Origin of the sequence: Massilia sp. Root335 (assembly GCF_001425685.1) — a bacterium.
GTDB classification, from domain to species: Bacteria; Pseudomonadota; Gammaproteobacteria; order Burkholderiales; family Burkholderiaceae_D; genus Telluria; species Telluria luteola.
Window position 1 is genome coordinate 120,170 of sequence record NZ_LMCY01000032.1, and the last position, 16,135, is coordinate 136,304.

Annotated in this window: 16 protein-coding genes and 1 pseudogene; 8 read left to right on the plus strand and 9 right to left on the minus strand. The window is 66.3% G+C overall.

Annotated elements, in window-relative coordinates:
* From ASC93_RS17905 to ASC93_RS17940, 8 genes and pseudogenes are all read right to left on the minus strand, one after another.
* Positions 1-1,931, minus strand: a pseudogene (locus tag ASC93_RS17905) (FAD-dependent oxidoreductase); the annotation flags it as partial.
* 80 nt (positions 1,932-2,011) lie between these two features.
* Entirely contained in the window at positions 2,012-2,467 is a 456-nt protein-coding gene (locus tag ASC93_RS17910) for a hypothetical protein (protein ID WP_056445190.1), read from the minus strand.
* 21 nt (positions 2,468-2,488) lie between these two features.
* Positions 2,489-2,935, minus strand: coding sequence for a DUF2721 domain-containing protein (locus tag ASC93_RS17915; RefSeq protein ID WP_056445193.1), 447 nt, complete (start codon positions 2,933-2,935; stop codon positions 2,489-2,491).
* Between the two features lie 77 nt (positions 2,936-3,012).
* Positions 3,013-3,969, minus strand: coding sequence for a prolyl aminopeptidase (gene pip / locus ASC93_RS17920; protein WP_056445196.1), 957 nt, complete (start codon positions 3,967-3,969; stop codon positions 3,013-3,015).
* 55 nt (positions 3,970-4,024) lie between these two features.
* Positions 4,025-5,344, minus strand: a complete 1,320-nt coding sequence (locus tag ASC93_RS17925) for an amino acid deaminase (RefSeq protein ID WP_056445271.1) — start codon at positions 5,342-5,344, stop codon at positions 4,025-4,027.
* Positions 5,345-5,358: 14 nt separating this feature from the next.
* A complete protein-coding gene (locus ASC93_RS32230) occupies positions 5,359-6,201 on the minus strand; it encodes a DUF2750 domain-containing protein (RefSeq protein WP_229412776.1) in 843 nt (280 codons plus the stop codon).
* A gap of 64 nt (positions 6,202-6,265) precedes the next feature.
* On the minus strand, positions 6,266-7,006 hold the full coding sequence (gene phbB, locus ASC93_RS17935) for an acetoacetyl-CoA reductase (RefSeq protein ID WP_056445199.1): 741 nt from the start codon (positions 7,004-7,006) through the stop codon (positions 6,266-6,268).
* 95 nt (positions 7,007-7,101) lie between these two features.
* Positions 7,102-8,277, minus strand: coding sequence for an acetyl-CoA C-acetyltransferase (locus ASC93_RS17940; protein ID WP_056445203.1), 1,176 nt, complete (start codon positions 8,275-8,277; stop codon positions 7,102-7,104).
* Between the two features lie 469 nt (positions 8,278-8,746).
* Between ASC93_RS17940 and minC the strand changes: the two genes are divergently transcribed.
* Genes minC through minE form a run of 3 tightly spaced genes read left to right on the plus strand, consistent with a single transcriptional unit; the run spans position 8,747 to position 10,643 of the window.
* Entirely contained in the window at positions 8,747-9,523 is a 777-nt protein-coding gene (gene minC, locus ASC93_RS17945) for a septum site-determining protein MinC (RefSeq protein ID WP_056445206.1), read from the plus strand.
* 51 nt (positions 9,524-9,574) lie between these two features.
* A complete protein-coding gene (gene minD / locus ASC93_RS17950; protein WP_056445209.1) occupies positions 9,575-10,390 on the plus strand; it encodes a septum site-determining protein MinD in 816 nt (271 codons plus the stop codon).
* Position 10,391: 1 nt separating this feature from the next.
* Positions 10,392-10,643 carry a cell division topological specificity factor MinE gene (minE, locus tag ASC93_RS17955; protein WP_036231293.1) on the plus strand — a complete coding sequence of 84 codons (252 nt, stop codon included), beginning with the start codon at positions 10,392-10,394 and terminating at the stop codon, positions 10,641-10,643.
* Between the two features lie 79 nt (positions 10,644-10,722).
* Here minE and ASC93_RS17960 read toward each other — a convergent pair whose 3' ends face one another.
* Positions 10,723-11,223, minus strand: coding sequence for a hypothetical protein (locus ASC93_RS17960; RefSeq protein ID WP_056445212.1), 501 nt, complete (start codon positions 11,221-11,223; stop codon positions 10,723-10,725).
* A 210-nt stretch (positions 11,224-11,433) separates the two neighbouring features.
* Here ASC93_RS17960 and ASC93_RS17965 point away from each other — a divergent pair, with 210 nt between their 5' ends.
* The 5 genes from ASC93_RS17965 to prmC all read left to right on the plus strand — a co-directional run bounded on the left by ASC93_RS17965 (position 11,434) and on the right by prmC (position 16,030).
* Positions 11,434-12,123 carry a response regulator transcription factor gene (locus ASC93_RS17965; protein ID WP_056445216.1) on the plus strand — a complete coding sequence of 230 codons (690 nt, stop codon included), beginning with the start codon at positions 11,434-11,436 and terminating at the stop codon, positions 12,121-12,123.
* Between the two features lie 53 nt (positions 12,124-12,176).
* Positions 12,177-13,451, plus strand: a complete 1,275-nt coding sequence (gene hemA, locus ASC93_RS17970) for a glutamyl-tRNA reductase (protein ID WP_056445219.1) — start codon at positions 12,177-12,179, stop codon at positions 13,449-13,451.
* A gap of 72 nt (positions 13,452-13,523) precedes the next feature.
* The gene (gene prfA / locus ASC93_RS17975) at positions 13,524-14,600 is read left to right on the plus strand and encodes a peptide chain release factor 1 (protein WP_056445222.1); all 1,077 of its coding nucleotides are present in this window, start codon (positions 13,524-13,526) and stop codon (positions 14,598-14,600) included.
* 129 nt (positions 14,601-14,729) lie between these two features.
* The gene (locus ASC93_RS17980; protein WP_056445225.1) at positions 14,730-15,200 is read left to right on the plus strand and encodes a disulfide bond formation protein B; all 471 of its coding nucleotides are present in this window, start codon (positions 14,730-14,732) and stop codon (positions 15,198-15,200) included.
* Positions 15,200-16,030, plus strand: a complete 831-nt coding sequence (prmC, locus tag ASC93_RS17985; protein ID WP_056445227.1) for a peptide chain release factor N(5)-glutamine methyltransferase — start codon at positions 15,200-15,202, stop codon at positions 16,028-16,030. The genes ASC93_RS17980 and prmC overlap by 1 nt, the downstream gene beginning before the upstream one ends.
* Positions 16,031-16,135: the final 105 nt, after the last annotated feature.

Below are 16,135 nucleotides of genomic sequence, written 5' to 3' on the forward strand. Positions count from 1 at the left end.
GGCGGCATCAGCTCCGCCAGGCTTTCCTGCCCGGCACAGATCACCACGTTGTCCACTTCCAGCAGCTTCGCCTGGCCCCCGACCGTGATGTGCAGGCCCGCGTCGTCGATGCGGTCGTACTGCACGCCGGCCAGCATCACGACGCCGTTGCGCGCCAGGGTGGCGCGGTGCACCCAGCCCGACGTCTTGCCCAGGCCCGCGCCCGGCCGCGTGGTCTTGCGCTGCAGGAGCCAGATGCTGCGCGCGGGCGTCGTCCCGTGCGGCTTCGCCAGGCCGCCCGGTGCGGCCACGCGCAGGTCGACGCCCCATTCGCCGGCCCAGTCCTCGACCGGCTGCGGCCGCGCCGCATCCGCATCGTGGATCAGGTATTCGGCCGTGTCGAAGCCGATGCCGCCGGCGCCGATGATCGCCACGCGCCGGCCGACAGGGGCCCGTTCGCGCAGCACGTCCAGGTAGGACATCACCTTCGGGTGCTCGATGCCCTCGATGCGGGGACGGCGCATGGTGACGCCCGTCGCCACGATCACGTCGTCGTAGCCGGCCGCGACGAGTTCCTCGCGCGTGACGCGCCGGCCGAGGCGCAGCTCGACGCCGGCGAGCTCCAGCTGGCGGCCGAAATAGCGGATGGTTTCCGCGAATTCTTCCTTGCCGGGGATGCGCATGGCGATGTTGAACTGGCCGCCGATGCGGTCCCACGCGTCGAACAGCGTGACGGCGTGCCCGCGCGCCGCGGCCACCGTCGCGGCGGACAAGCCGGCCGGCCCGGCGCCGACGACGGCGATGCGCTTGCGGCGCACGGCGGGCCGGTACACGAGTTCCGTCTCGTGGCAGGCGCGCGGGTTCACGAGGCAGCTCGCGCGCTTGTTCGCGAACGTGTGGTCGAGGCAGGCCTGGTTGCAGGCGATGCACGTGTTGATGCGGTCGGCCTGCCCCGCTTGCGCCTTGTTCACCCAGTCGGGATCGGCCAGGAACGGCCGCGCCATCGACACGAGATCCGCGCTGCCCGTGGCCAGCAGGCGCTCGGCGTCGGCCGGCATGCTGATGCGGTTCGACGCCACCACCGGGATACCGACCGCGTCCCGCAGCCGCGCCGCGACGGATGCGAACGCGGCGCGCGGCACCGACGTGACGATGGTCGGAATTCGCGCCTCGTGCCAGCCGTAGCCCGTGTTGAGGATCGTGGTACCGGCGTTTTCCAGCGCCTGCGCCACCTGCACGATCTCGTCCCACGTGTTGCCGCCGTCGACGAGGTCCAGCACGGAGTGGCGCACCATGACGATGAAGTCGCGCCCGACGGCCGCGCGGATGCGGCGCACGATCTCCACCGGCAGGCGCATGCGGTTTTCGAGCGATCCGCCCCACGCGTCGGTGCGGAGGTTGGTGCGCGCGCACAGGAACTGGTTGATCAAATAACCCTCGCTGCCCATCACCTCCACGCCGTCGTAACCCGCCTTCTGCGCCAGGCGCGCGCAGCGGACATACGATGCGATGGTCGACTCGACCCCGCGCGCCGTCAGCGCGCGCGGGCGGAACGGAGAAATGGGCGACTTGACGTTCGATGCGGAGACGACGAGCGGCTGGTAGCCGTAGCGTCCCGCGTGCAGGATCTGCAGCAGGATCTTGCCGCCCTCCTCGTGCACGGCGCGCGTGACGCGGCGGTGGTTGAACACGTCGCCGCGGAAGTTCAGCGTGCCGCCGAACGGCAGCAGCCAGCCCTGGCGGTTCGGCGAAATGCCGCCGGTGACGATCAGGCCGGCCCCGCCGCGCGCCCGCTCGCGATAGAAGGCGGCCAGCTTGCCGTAGTTCCAGAAGCGGTCTTCCAGCCCCGTGTGCATGGAGCCCATGATGACGCGGTTCTTCAGCGTCGTGAACCCGAGGTCGAGCGGAGCGAGGAGATTCGGATAGGCGTTACCGGGCAGCGAAGCAGTCATGGGGGCGGCGAAAGTGGGAATCCCGGCATTACACCGGGATTTCCTGGAGCCGTGGTTCTAATCGCGCGCGCGGCCGGACGTCAGGCCGGATAACTCTCCGGCGTGCGCAGTTCGGCGAACTGCTCGATGCTGCCGATGCGCACCGTGACGGGATTCAGGCTCGTATGCGGCGCCAGCGAACGCCAGGCGAATTTCCACTCCTTTTCGCGGGCGTCGGCCGCCGTGTGCGAGAACGCCTGGCCGAGGCGCGAACGCACACCATATTCGACGGGACCATCGATGCCGGCCCAGTTGGGCAGCGTGCGCTGGACGGCGCGGTGCAGGCGCTCGCCGAATTCCTCCGTGTTGTGGATCACGAGGCAGCTGTCGGCCGGGCCGAGGACGTCGAACAGCTGCCGGTTCCACGCGGTGGAAAACGACAGCGTCAGGAACCCGTTCTCGGGTTGAAGCTTGAACTGGCCGGTCGACAGCGCCAGTTCCAGCTCGGCGCGCAGGCCATAGCGGTGCAGGGTGGGGGGACGTTGATAGTCGTGCATGATGGTCTCGATTCGTGAAATCTAGTCCGGCCGGGCCGGATCGTCGTGACGGTGGATGCGCATGTAGCGGAACGAGACGGACACTTCGCGCAGCAGGAAGATGAAGCTGGCAATCAGCGCGACCATGGCCACCACGAACAGGCCGGCGATGTAGCGGTCCAGCGGCAGGTTCGTCGTATCGCCGAGGAACAGGCAGGCGATGATCACGCAGATCAGGAAGCCGCAGCCGGTGCTGGACGTGATCGCATAATTGATCAGCCGCCAGCGCAGGTACAGCACGTCGAGCTCCTCGCTGCATTCGGGGTCGGGGCCTTTGCGCAACTCGATCTTGAGGTCGCGGGTACGGTCGATGATGCGCGCGAGGCGGTTCATCAGTACCGTCAGCTTGGTCGCCACGCCCGTGAGCAGGAACACGGGCGCGATCGACAGCTGGATGACATGGCCGATGTCGTTGGTCTGGATATTCATGCTGCGTAGCTTGTCGTTATTGTAAGAAGCTGGGGACAGTGTAGCAGGCGGCGGCCTGTGTCCGGATTACCATCGTTTCAATCGAAGCGGCCGTGGCGCTTGAACTGTTCCGTGGCCGCGACGAGGGCGCGGGCGATGCCGACTTCCAGCGCGCCGTGGCCGGCGTCCGGGATCATGCGCAGGCGCGACCCGGTCCAGGCCTGGTGCAGGCGGTACGCGGACAGCGGCGGGCAGATCACGTCGTAGCGGCCCTGCACGATCACGGCCGGCAGGTGGGCAACGCGGCCGACGTCGCGCAACAGCTGGTCGGGCTCGAGGAACCCGCCCTGCGCCATGTAGTGCGATTCGAGCCGGCCCACGCCCAGGTCGAGCGTGTCGGACGAATGTTCTTCTTCCTGCGGCAGCAGGAATACGCGGCGGCCTTCGAACCGGCTCCACGCGCGCGCGGCCGGCCAGTACTGCTGCGGGTCGTCGGACAGCAGGCGCTTCGTGTACGCCGCCAGCAGGTCGCCGCGCTCCTCGAGCGGAATCGGGGCGATGAATTCGTCGTACAGCTCCGGATAGAACCACTGCACGCCGTACAGGAAGAATTCGATCTCGGCCGGCGTGCACAGGAAAATCCCGCGCAGGATGAAGCCGAGGCAGCGTTCCGGATGCGCCTGCCCGTAGGCCAGCGCGAGGGTCGATCCCCAGGAGCCGCCGAACACGAGCCAGCGCTCGATGCCGAACATGGCGCGCAGGCGCTCGATGTCCTGGATGAGCAGCTGCGTCGTGTTGTTGCGCCATTCGCCCAGCGGCGTCGACTTGCCGGCGCCGCGCTGGTCGAACAGGATCACGCGATACGTGGCCGGATCGAAGAAGCGGCGGTGCTGCGGCGACAGGCCCGCGCCCGGGCCGCCGTGCAGGAACACGACGGGGATGCCGTTGGGGTTGCCCACCTCTTCCCAGTAGATCGTATGCAGGTCGTCCACGGCCAGCATGCCGTGACGGTTCGGGAGGATGGGCGGGAACAGCGACGGCGGGGTAACGGGCATGGCGGATCGGTCTGTGAAAAAACGACAACCGATTGTAGCCTACCGCCCGGCCGATCTAGAAGAAAGTGTTGAGCGCGAAGCGCACGGCGTAGTCGTCGTCCACGGCCAGCAGCAGCGGCCAGCGGTCGAACGTCGTGCACGGATGCGAGATGCCGCAGCCGACCAGGTCACCCACCGCCAGCATGTCGCGCACGGGTCCTTCCGGCAGGCGCAGGTACGCGTGCTGGTCGTTCATCTTGACGATCTCGCAGCCGTCCGGCAGCACGTGCGCGGCGCCGGGGCCGGGCCGGTGGTGCCACAGGGGCAGCGGCAGGCCGGCGTCGTGCGACGCGTCGCGCTTGCCCATCGTCAGGATCGCGAGGCCCGGCTCGGGACGCGACTGCACGACGCTCCAGATCTCGAGCGCGGCCCGCAGCCCTTCTCCTCGTGCGATGCCTTCGCGCGCGTCGAGCGCCTCGATGTGGCGCTGGTACATCCCGTGATCGCTCGTCAGGTAGCAGCCGCTGCGCAGCACGGGGACCAGCGGCAGCGACAGGCCGTGCAATTCCTGGAAGCCGCGCGCGACGAGGTCGAAGTACGACGACCCGCCGGCCGTCACGAGGATCTCGCGCGTGCCGAACAGGCCTTCATCGTCGGCCTCGCGCACGAGCGCGCACAGGCGCGCGACGAAGCTGGACACGGCGCGCAGATCGGCGTCGGGGTCGTCCGATACGAGCAGGCCCTCGTAACCCTCGAAGCCGGCCAGCACGAGGCCGGGCGCGCGCTCGATGGCGCGTGCCACCGTCAGCGCCTCCTCCGGCGTGCGGCAGCCGGCGCGCTTGCCCGACAGGCCCAGTTCGACCAGCACGGACAACGGGCGCGTGAGCGGATGGGCCTCGACTTCCTCGGCCAGGCGCGCCACGCCGGCCAGCGAATCGGCCAGCACGACGCATTCGAAGCCGGGGTCCTCGTGCAGCAGTTGCAGCACCATGCGCACGTCGCCGCGCGCGACGAGCTGGTTCGCGACGAGCACGCGGCGCACGCCGAAACGGTGCGCCACCCGCACCTGCACGGCGTTCGCCAGCGTGATGCCCCAGGCGCCGTTCGCCAGCTGGGCGCCGAACAGTTGCGGGCACATCGTCGTCTTGCCGTGCGGCGCGATGCGCACACCGTGGCGCGCGCAGAAGTCGCGCATCCACTCGAGGTTGTGGCGCAGCGCGGACGTCTTGAGCACCGCGACGGGGTAACTCGTGTCGCCATGCAGCACGTTCCATCCCTGCACGCCGATGGCCCCCTGGCGCAGCGGCGCGATCAACGGCAGGCCCTTCACACCGGGCAGCAATACCTGTTCTTCCAGGCTGGACAAGGCGAGTGCGCCGTGCGGCAATGCGTTCATGTGGTCTTCTCCCATCAAGCGTCGAGGCTGCGCAATTCGTCCTCGAGGTCGACACGCAGCAGGCCCGGCGTCGGCATCACGCCTTTCGAGCCGGGGGTGCGGAAGATGCCCGGCACGAGGCCGTCCTGCTGCAGCTGGGGCAGCAATTCTCCCAGCAGCTCGTCCAGCGCAAAGGCGTGCGGCTCGTAGCCGTCCCACTCGAATTCCGCACACAGCCGGGCGAATTCACGGTCCGGCCACATGGCAAACACGAGCGTACCATCGTCCTTCTTCGCCAGCGCCCAGCCGTTGCGGTACAGGCCCCACACGGTGCCCGTGGCAGCGACGCGCTTGACGAAATATTCATAACGCTGCGGCGCCGGCAAGCGCACCACGGCCTTCACTTGTTCAGTATCGATCATTGCCCTCTTCCTCGCACGCCCGGCGGCGGCCGTCGGGACGAGGATACGACACGTTGGCCCCATCACGGCGCGCAGGCCGACACCGGGGTCAGAGCCCGGTTTTAGGAAATTTCTCAAAATCGGGCTCTGACCCCGGTTCGTCCTGACCCCGGTTCGTCGTCGAGAGCCCTTCGTCACGCGCAGCAGCCGGTGCAGCGGCGACACCTCCTGCTGTGTCCTGGACACGTTCTTCGTCCCGCCCTCGGCCGGCAAGCCCAGCGCCACCGCGATCGCTTCCAGCACCGTCGACTTGCCGGCGCCGTTCTCGCCGACGAAAAAAGTGACGTCGGGATGCGGCTCGAGCACGCCCAGTGCGCGCACGGCGGGAATGGTGAACGGATAGCGATCCAGGTCGATCGCGGCCCGCGGGTCGACCTGGACGGCGCGCAGGTACGGCTTGGCGGTGAGTGGCGGCATGGCTGCTCCGGAAAGAAAAACACCGCCCGGGGGCGGTGTCGATGCGTGACGGCGCGACGGTCGCTTACTGCATGTGCTGGCCGCCGTTGATGGCGATGTTGGCGCCGGTGACGAAGGCTGCCTCGTCCGACGACAGGTAGGCGACCAGGCCCGCCACTTCTTCCGGCTTGCCCAGGCGGCCCATCGGGATCTGCGGCAGGATCTTCGATTCCAGCACTTCGGCCGGGATGTCGGTGACCATCTTGGTGCCGATGTAGCCCGGCGAGATGGTGTTCACGGTGACGCCCTTGCGCGCCACTTCCAGCGCCAGGGCCTTCGTGAAGCCGTGGATGCCGGCCTTGGCCGCGGAATAGTTGGTCTGGCCGAACGCGCCTTTCTGGCCGTTGACGGACGAGATGTTGATGATGCGGCCCCAGTTGCGCTCGACCATGCCGTCGGCGACGGGCTTGGTCATGTTGAACACGGAATCGAGATTGGTCTTCATGACCGCATCCCAATTGACCTTGTCCATCTTCTTGAACGTCATGTCACGGGTGATGCCGGCGTTGTTGACCAGCACGTCGACGGGACCGACTTCCTGCACGACCTTGGCCACGCAGGCCTGGGCCGAGTCGTAATCGGACACGTCGCATTCGTACGCCTTGAAGTCATGGCCTTGTTCGCGCATCGCAGCAAGCCAGCCTTCCGCTTTCTTGCTGCCCGGCGAGTACGTCGTCACGACCTTGTAACCGAGCGCCGCCAGCTTGATGCAGATCGCTTCACCCAGGCCGCCCATGCCGCCGGTCACTAATGCCACTCTAGCCATCGTCTTCTCCTCGTTTTTCGCTTAAATATAGCGCACACACTTGTTGATTACAGAACCGGCATGGCGCCCCAGCGGTGGCGCCGTGCCGGATTACTTCAGCGCTCGACCGCCAGGGCAACGCCCATGCCGCCGCCGATGCACAGCGCAGCCAGGCCCTTCTTGGCGTCGCGGCGGATCATTTCGTGCAGCAGGGTCACCAGCACGCGCGCGCCCGAGGCGCCGATCGGGTGGCCCAGCGCGATCGCGCCGCCGTTGACGTTGATCTTCGACGTGTCCCAGCCCATCTGCTTGTTGACGGCGACGGCCTGGGCGGCGAAGGCTTCGTTGATTTCCATCAGGTCGACTTCTTCGTGCGTCCAGCCGGCCTTTTCCAGCGCCTGGCGGGCGGCGTCGACGGGGCCCATGCCCATGATGGCCGGGTCCAGGCCGGCCGACGAATAGGCCTTGATGCGGGCGATCGGGGTCAGGCCCAGTTCCTTGGCCTTCGAGGCCGACATCATGATCACGGCGGCGGCGCCGTCGTTCAGGCCGGACGCGTTGCCGGCGGTCACGGAACCCTCCTTGTTGAAGGCCGGACGCAGGCTGGACAGGCCTTCCAGGGTGGCGCCGTGCTTCGGATACTCGTCGGTATCGAAGACGGTCGGGCCCTTCTTGGACGGGATTTCGATCGGGATGATCTCGTCCTTGAACTTGCCTGCTTTCATGGCCGCTTCCGCCTTCAGCTGCGATTGCAGCGCGAACTCGTCCTGTTCCTGGCGCGAGATCTCGTACTTGCGCGCGACGTTCTCGGCCGTCACGCCCATGTGGTACTGGTTGTAGACGTCCCACAGGCCGTCGACGATCATCGTGTCGGTCAGCTTGGCGTCGCCCATGCGGAAGCCGTCGCGCGAACCGTTCAGCACGTGCGGCGATGCGCTCATGTTTTCCTGGCCGCCGGCGATCACGATCGACGCGTCGCCGCACTTGATGGCCTGGGCCGCCAGGTGGGTGGCGCGCAGGCCGGAGCCGCACACCATGTTGAGGGTGAAGGCCGGCACCTTGTCGGGCAGGCCGCTCTTGATGACGGCCTGGCGGGCCGGGTTCTGGCCGACGCCCGCCGTCAGGACCTGGCCCATGATGACTTCGCTGACGGCGGCCGGATCGATGCCCGTCTTCGTCAGCAGGTGCTTGATGACCTGGGCGCCTAGCTCGGCAGCCGGAACTTTTGAGAGCGTGCCGCCGAACTTGCCGATTGCAGTACGGCCGGCGGCCACGATTACGACATCTTCCATATCAATCTCCGGTATCCCGGCCCCAGTGGCCGGGGTTCAATGAGTGGACAGCCCTGCTGTCGGCCTTTTTCTGACCAGGCCTGGAAGAATCCGAAAACCAGCGCAACGGTTGCACTGAACGGCGGCATCCGCATGCATGGGGTGCATCGGATGCGGGAGACACCGGTGTGCGCGGCAGGTCGACCATGTCGTGCGCTTGATGAATCACAATCTCCGCATAGGCTTGGACAGAAAGCCAACAATATTAGTGACCTTGCTTAAAGTTTGTTTAAGCAAAATCAATCTTATCAGCTTATTCATCGGAAAAAACAGTCCTTTTCTTCATTTTGCTCATGGCTGAGCATCTTTATCAGACATTATTTTTGTTCAGGAAACAGGGGTTGCCGCCTGTATAAACCGGACCAAAACCCTTTTCCGTTGGGTGAAATTTCACAGTAGAATGCACGGGCTAAGCCAACCACATTGATTTATGCCCAAAAGCTCGAGCTCCCTGCCCATCGAAATCAAGATCTCCACGGTCGTGGCCATTTCGACCATCCTGCACTCGGCCGATCCGATCGCGATCGATGCCGCGCTCAAGCAGATGACCGGGGGCGTCTCCGATTTCTTCGAGGATGAATTCGCCGTCATCGACGTCGCCGGCATCGCCGAGGAGGCCGCGCACATCGACTGGGAGGCGCTGGTCGCGCTGCTCAGGAAGTACCGCCTGAACGCCGTCGCCGTGCGCGGCGCGCCGGCCGCGCTGCACGACGTGATCCGGGCCCACGACCTGTTCCTCGACGACGGTACGAGCGGCCTGCAGGCCGGCCCCGGCCGCGAACGCGACATGCCCGCCGCCGCGCCGGAAGAACCGGCCGCCCCTGTGCCCGCACCGGTCCAGGCGCCGGCACCGGCGCCCGCCCAGGCGATGATCGTCGACACCCCGGTGCGCGCCGGCCAGCGCATCTACGCGCGCGGGACCGACCTGATCGTGACCGCCGTCGTGAACAATGGCGCCGAGCTCATCGCCGACGGCAGCATCCACGTGTATGCGCCGCTGCACGGCCGCGCCCTGGCCGGCGCCTCGGGCAATGCGGGCGCGCGCATCTTCGCGCTGCAGTTGCAGCCGGAACTGGTGTCGATCGCGGGCGTTTACCGCACGTTCGACGAAGGTTTCCCTCCGGAAGTGGCACGCCAGCCGGCACAAATCCGTTTGGTCGGCGACCGAATCGATATATCATCGCTGGGTTCGGCGACCCGCAACTGAGCGCGCCCTGTACCAGCATTGACCAGATACTGAATAGGACACATTTTTTTCATGGCAAGAATTATCGTTGTAACGTCCGGTAAGGGCGGTGTGGGCAAGACCACCTCGAGCGCAAGTTTCTCGTCGGGCCTCGCGATGCGCGGCCACAAGACGGCCGTCATCGACTTCGACGTCGGCCTGCGCAACCTCGACCTGATCATGGGTTGCGAACGCCGCGTCGTCTATGACCTGATCAATGTCGTCAACGGCGAAGCGAGCCTGACCCAGGCCCTGATCAAGGACAAGCACTGCGACAACCTGTTCATCCTGCCGGCGTCGCAGACGCGCGACAAGGACGCGCTGACCGAAGAAGGCGTGGAAAACGTGCTGAACGAGCTGGTCAAGATGGACTTCGAGTACATCATCTGCGATTCGCCGGCCGGCATCGAACACGGCGCCCTGATGGCGCTGACGTTCGCCGACGAAGCGCTGATCGTCACCAATCCGGAAGTGTCGTCCGTGCGCGACTCCGACCGCATCCTCGGCATCCTGCAGGCCAAGTCGCGTCGCGCCCAGAGCGGCGGCGAGCCCGTCAAGGAACACCTGCTGATCACCCGCTATTCGCCGCGCCGCGTGGAAAACGACGAGATGCTGTCGTACGAGGACGTGCAGGAAATCCTGCGCATCCCCCTGCTCGGCATCATTCCGGAATCGGAAGCCGTGCTGCACGCGTCGAACCAGGGCAATCCGGCGATCCACTTCAAGGACACCGACGTGGCGCAAGCCTACCAGGACGTCGTGTCGCGCTTCCTCGGCGAAGAAATCCCGCTGCGCTTCACCAACTACGAGAAGCCGGGTTTCCTGCAGCGTCTGTTCGGAGCAAAGTGACATGCCTCTGCTCTCATTCCTGTTCCCGAAGAATCAGAAAAGCGCGACGGCGGCCAAGGAAAGGCTGCAGATCATCATCGCCCGCGAACGCAGCGGCCGCGGCGGTCCGGATTTCCTGCCCGCCCTGCACCGCGAGCTGATCGAGGTGATCTCCAAGTACACCAAGGTCAACGCCGAGGACATCAAGATTTCCCTCGACCGCCAGGGCAACCTGGAAGTGCTCGACGTCAACGTCGTCCTGCCGGACGCGTAGGGTGGGCTCCCCGAGCCCACGCGCAACGCTCGCATATTGCCGGCGTCATGCGTGGGCGGGGGCCGCCCACCCTACTCGCCTACGCCACGTTCCCCACCTCGCGCGCCACGCGCGTACAGGCTTCCACGTGCTGGTATCCCATCTGCCGGAACAAGGCGAAGCCGATCGCCGCGGAGGCGATCTGCCCCGCCAGCGGCACGATCTTCGCCGCCGACTTGGCCGCCAGCTTGGCGCCCGACTTGCGTAACAGTTTCAGCACCAGTTCCTTGGTCACGATCTTGCCCACCAGCGTACCGCCCAGCGCCGCCACGGCCTGGTAGGCGGCGATGCGCATGCGCGGCTGCAGCCGGTCGATCTGGTCCGGCGACAGGCCGAACGCCAGGTTGATCTCTTCGACCATGACGGCAAAGCTGGACAGGTCGGCCACGACGTCAACTCCCGGCAGTGGAATCACGGACACGCCCGCCGAAAAGGCGGCGCGCTTGCGCACGATGCCGCGGCAACGCTCGCGCACGCGTTCGATGTCCTCGCCGGAAACCGGCAGCAGGGCCTGGTCGTCCTTACGCTTTCTCTTGAACATGTTAGCTCCTCAACCACAGTTTTGAGGACAGTGTAACCGGGAGTTTGTCCACGGTTTGACACAACTATGACGCAATTTCCCAACGAAAATGTGAATTTATCTGAGGCATCGATAGCTTTGCGTTTTAAAAGTCTGATATATTTAGTGACATTGTAGGAATGTTCCTACAGTGATGTCCTACAGTCCCACAAGCCGAGACAGCTGAAAATCATGAGAATATCCGTACTGGACAACGACACGACCCAGGCAGAACTCATCTGCCAAGTTCTGAACGGCGCTGGGCACAGCTGTCAAGCGTTCGACAGCGGCAAAGACTTGCTTGGGCAACTCCGCAAGGACAGCACCGATCTGCTGATCGTCGACTGGCAAGTCACCGACGTCCCGGCCGCGGAACTCCTGCGCCGCGCCAAGGAAAAGCTGGCGCCGAATACCCCGACCATGTTCCTCGCCGGCAGCGCGGCCGAAGACGACATCGTGGCCGGCGTCACGGCCGGCGCCGACGACTATCTGGTGAAACCGCTGCGCCGCGGCGAGCTGGTCGCACGCACGCAAGCGCTGCTGCGCCGCGCGTATCCGTCGCAGAACGGCGCGGAGCAACTGCAATTCGGTCCTTATGTGTTCGAAACCCGCCCGGGACGCCTCATGATGGACGGCGAGCAGATCGACGTCACGCACAAGGAATTCAACCTGGCGCTGCTGTTTTTCCGCAACCTCGGCCGGCCGTTGTCGCGCGCCTATATTCACGAGTCGATCTGGGTGCGCGAAACGGCGGTCCCGTCGCGCACGATGGACACCCACGTCTCGCGCGTGCGCAACAAGCTGCGCCTGCGTCCGGAAAACGGATTCCGCCTCGTGCCGGTATACAGTTACGGTTATAGGCTGGAAAAGCTGGGCGCGTGAAACCCTGCCGCGGTAGGGGTATAATGGGCGCGCTGCCCAATTTTTGATCACCCATGCAACTGCTCGCCGTCGGCCTCAATCACACCACAGCACCGGTCTCGCTGCGCGAGCAACTGGCGCTGGCGCCCGAGCAGTTGGGCGCCGCGGTGCAGGCCGCACGGGGGTGGTTCTCCCGTTTCAATACCCAGGGCGAGGACGAAGCTGCGCTGCTCTCGACGTGCAACCGCACCGAGATGTATGCCGCCAGCTGCGCGCCCGACCCGCTCGATGCGTCGGCGCGCTTCCTGGCCGATTACCACGACCTGAATTTCGCCGAACTGCGCCCGCACCTGTACATGCTGCCGCAGCATGACGCCGTGCGTCACGCGTTCCGCGTCGCCTCCGGGCTCGATTCGATGGTGCTGGGCGAGGCCCAGATCCTGGGCCAGATGAAGGATGCCGTGCGCGTCGCCGACGCGGCGGGCGGCCTCGGGACCTATCTGCACCAGCTGTTCCAGCGCAGCTTCGCCGTGGCGAAGGAAGTGCGCACGACCACCGAGATCGGCGCGCACAGCGTGTCGATGGCCGCCGCCGCCGTGCGCCTGTCGGAACGCATTTTCGACCGCGTCAGCGAGCAGAACGTGCTGTTCATCGGCGCCGGCGAGATGATCGAGCTGTGCGCCACGCACTTCGCCGCCCACAATCCCAGGTCGATCACGATCGCCAACCGCACCCTGGCGCGCGGCGAGATCCTGGCCGCGCGCTTCAACGGCCGCGCGATCGGCCTCGCCGACCTGTCCGAGCGCCTGCCGGAGTTCGACATCGTGATCGCATCGACCGGATCGACCCTGCCGCTGATCGGCAAGGGCCTCGTCGAACGCGCCGTCAAGGTGCGCCGCCACCGGCCGATGTTCATGGTCGACCTGGCCGTCCCGCGCGACATCGAGCCGGAAGTCGGCCGCCTCAACGACGTGTTCCTGTACACGGTCGACGACCTCGCCGACGTCGTGCGCAGCGGGGTCGAGAGCCGCCAGGCGGCCGTCGCCCAGGCCGAGGCCATCATCGAAACGCGCGTGCAGTCGTTCATGCACTGGGTCGGCGACCGCGCCGTGGTGCCCGTGATCCGCGACATGCACGAATCGAGCGAAGCGATGCGCCTGGCCGAACTGGAACGGGCGCGCAAGCTGCTGGCCAGGGGAGAAGACATCGACACGGTGCTCGACGCCCTGTCCAAAGGTCTGACCGCGAAATTCCTGCACGGCCCGCAACAGGCCCTGCACCGCGCCCAAGGCGACGAGCGCGCCCGCCTCGCGAGCCTGCTGCCCCAGTTGTTCCGCGGCCGCCGTTAGCGGCCTGCACTCCGTCGTCGTACCCGCGTGCCGCTCCCGCGGCCTGTCCGCTGTCATTCCAATAAGAACACTATGAAACCATCCATGCTGGCCAAGCTGGACCAACTGGCCAACCGCCTCGTCGAACTGGACGAACTTCTCATGTCCGAGGGCGCCACCGCGAACATGGACAGCTTCCGCAAGCTGAACCGCGAACACGCCGAGCTGAGCCCGCTCGTCGCCGTGTATCGCCAGTACCAGACCGCGCAGGCCGACATCGACGCCGCGCAGGAGATGCTGGGCGACCCGGACATGAAGGATTTTGCCCAGGACGAAATCGACGATGCCAGGGCGCGCATGGCGGCACTGGACATCGAGCTGCAGAAGATGCTGCTGCCCAAGGACGAGAACGACGAGCGCAACATCTTCCTCGAGATCCGCGCGGGCACGGGCGGCGACGAATCCGCGCTGTTCGCGGGCGACCTGCTGCGCATGTACACCCGCTACGCCGAGCGCAACCGCTGGCAGGTGGAGATGGTGTCGGAATCGCCGTCCGACCTGGGCGGCTACCGCGAAGTCATCGTGCGCATCGTCGGCCAGGGCGCCTATTCGAAGCTGAAATTCGAATCGGGCGGCCACCGCGTGCAGCGAGTGCCGGCGACGGAAACGCAGGGCCGCATCCACACCTCCGCCTGCACCGTCGCCGTGATGCCGGAGGCGGACGAAGTCGAGGACGTGCAGATCAACCCGGCCGACCTGCGCATCGACACCTATCGCGCCTCGGGCGCCGGCGGCCAGCACATCAACAAGACCGATTCCGCCGTGCGCCTGACGCACCTGCCGACCGGCATCGTGGTCGAATGCCAGGACGACCGCAGCCAGCACAAGAACAAGGCGCAGGCGATGAAGGTGCTGGCCGCGCGCATCAAGGACGTGCAGTTGCGCGAACAGCAGAGCAAGGAGGCGGCGACCCGCAAGAGCCTGATCGGCTCGGGCGACCGCAGCGAACGCATCCGCACCTACAACTTCCCGCAGGGCCGCCTGACCGACCACCGCATCAACCTGGCGCTGTATAAGCTGGACATGATCATGGACGGCGACCTGAACGAGCTGACGAACGCCCTGTCCGCCGAGCACCAGGCCGAACAGCTGGCCGCGCTGGGCGACTGACCATCGTCAAACCGGGGTCAGAGCCCGGTTTTGGGCAATTTCCAAAAATCGGGCTCTGACCCCGGTGTTAAGACGGTTATAAGTTGCTAGACTGAAAATATCATCTTCGACAACGCCACCAGGAAACCCATGTCCTCATCCCGCAATCTCCTGCTCGCCATCGCCGCCGTCAGCATCGCCCTGGTCGGCGGCGCCTTGTACCTCCAGCACGCGAAGGACATGCTGCCCTGCCCGCTGTGCGTCATCCAGCGCTACCTGTACCTCGGCATCGCCATCTTCAGCCTGATCGGCGCGTTTGCCGGCAAGATCAAGGCCGGCGCCGGTCTCGCGCTGCTGTGCGCGCTGGGGGGCCTCGGCTTTGTCGGCAAGCATTTGTATGTGCTGGCGCACCCGGGCTTTTCGTGCGGGATCGATCCGATGGAGACGGTCCTCAACAAGATCCCGACCGCGACCCTGCTGCCCTGGCTGTTCCGCGCGGACGGCCTGTGCGAAGCGGCCCAGGAAACCGTGTTCGGCCTGAACGTGCCGCAGTGGTCGGCCGTCTGGTTCGTGATCCTCACGCTGGCCCTGATCGGGGTGCTGGCGCGGCGCGCGCGTTGATGCCGATCGCGCCCGGCGCCAGCATCGCCGCGGTGCAGGCCAGCCTGCCCCTCGATCCGCTGGAAAACCGCATCCTCCTGTGCCACGCGACGGGCCTGTCCCGCGTCCAGCTGATCACGCAGGGCGACCGCGCGCTCACGCCGGACGAGGCGCAGCGTCTCGGTGCTCTGGTGGCGCGCCGGCTGGGCGGCGAGCCGATCGCCTACATCGTCGGCAGGCGTGAATTCTTCGGCCTCGATTTCCAGGTCGGCCCCGCCGTGCTGATTCCCCGTCCCGACACGGAGCTGATCGTCGAACTGGCGCTCGAACGCCTGCCGCAAGGCCCGTCCCGCCTGCTCGACATGGGCACCGGCAGCGGCGCGATCGCCGTGGCCGTCGCGCACACGCGCCCGGATGCCGACGTCACCGCGCTCGACGTCAGCCCGGATGCGCTGGCCGTCGCGCAGGCGAATGCGGCCGCCAACGGCGCGCGCGTGCGTTTCCTGCACAGCAGCTGGTTCGATGCGCTCGCCGCCGACAGCACCTTCGACGTCATCGCGTCGAACCCGCCCTACATCGCGGCCGGCGACGAGCACCTGGCGCAGGGCGATTTGCGCTTCGAACCGGTGGGCGCGCTCACCGACCATGCGGACGGGTTGTCGGCGCTGCGCATCATCGTCGAGGGCAGCCCGCGCCGCCTCGTGCCGGGCGGCTGGCTGCTGCTGGAACACGGCTACGACCAGGCCGCGGCCGTGCGGGCGCTGCTGCTGGACGCCGGTTTCACGGACGTGCAAAGCTGGCAGGACCTGGGCGGCATCGAACGGGTCAGCGGGGGACGGTTCGGCCGCTAGGGTCCATCTGACTGATACGACGTGAAAAGCGCTGTTTCCGGCATCCTTAGCACGTCGTCATTAGCACGTCGTCCCCGCGCAGGCGGGGACCCAATTTTGCGCGGG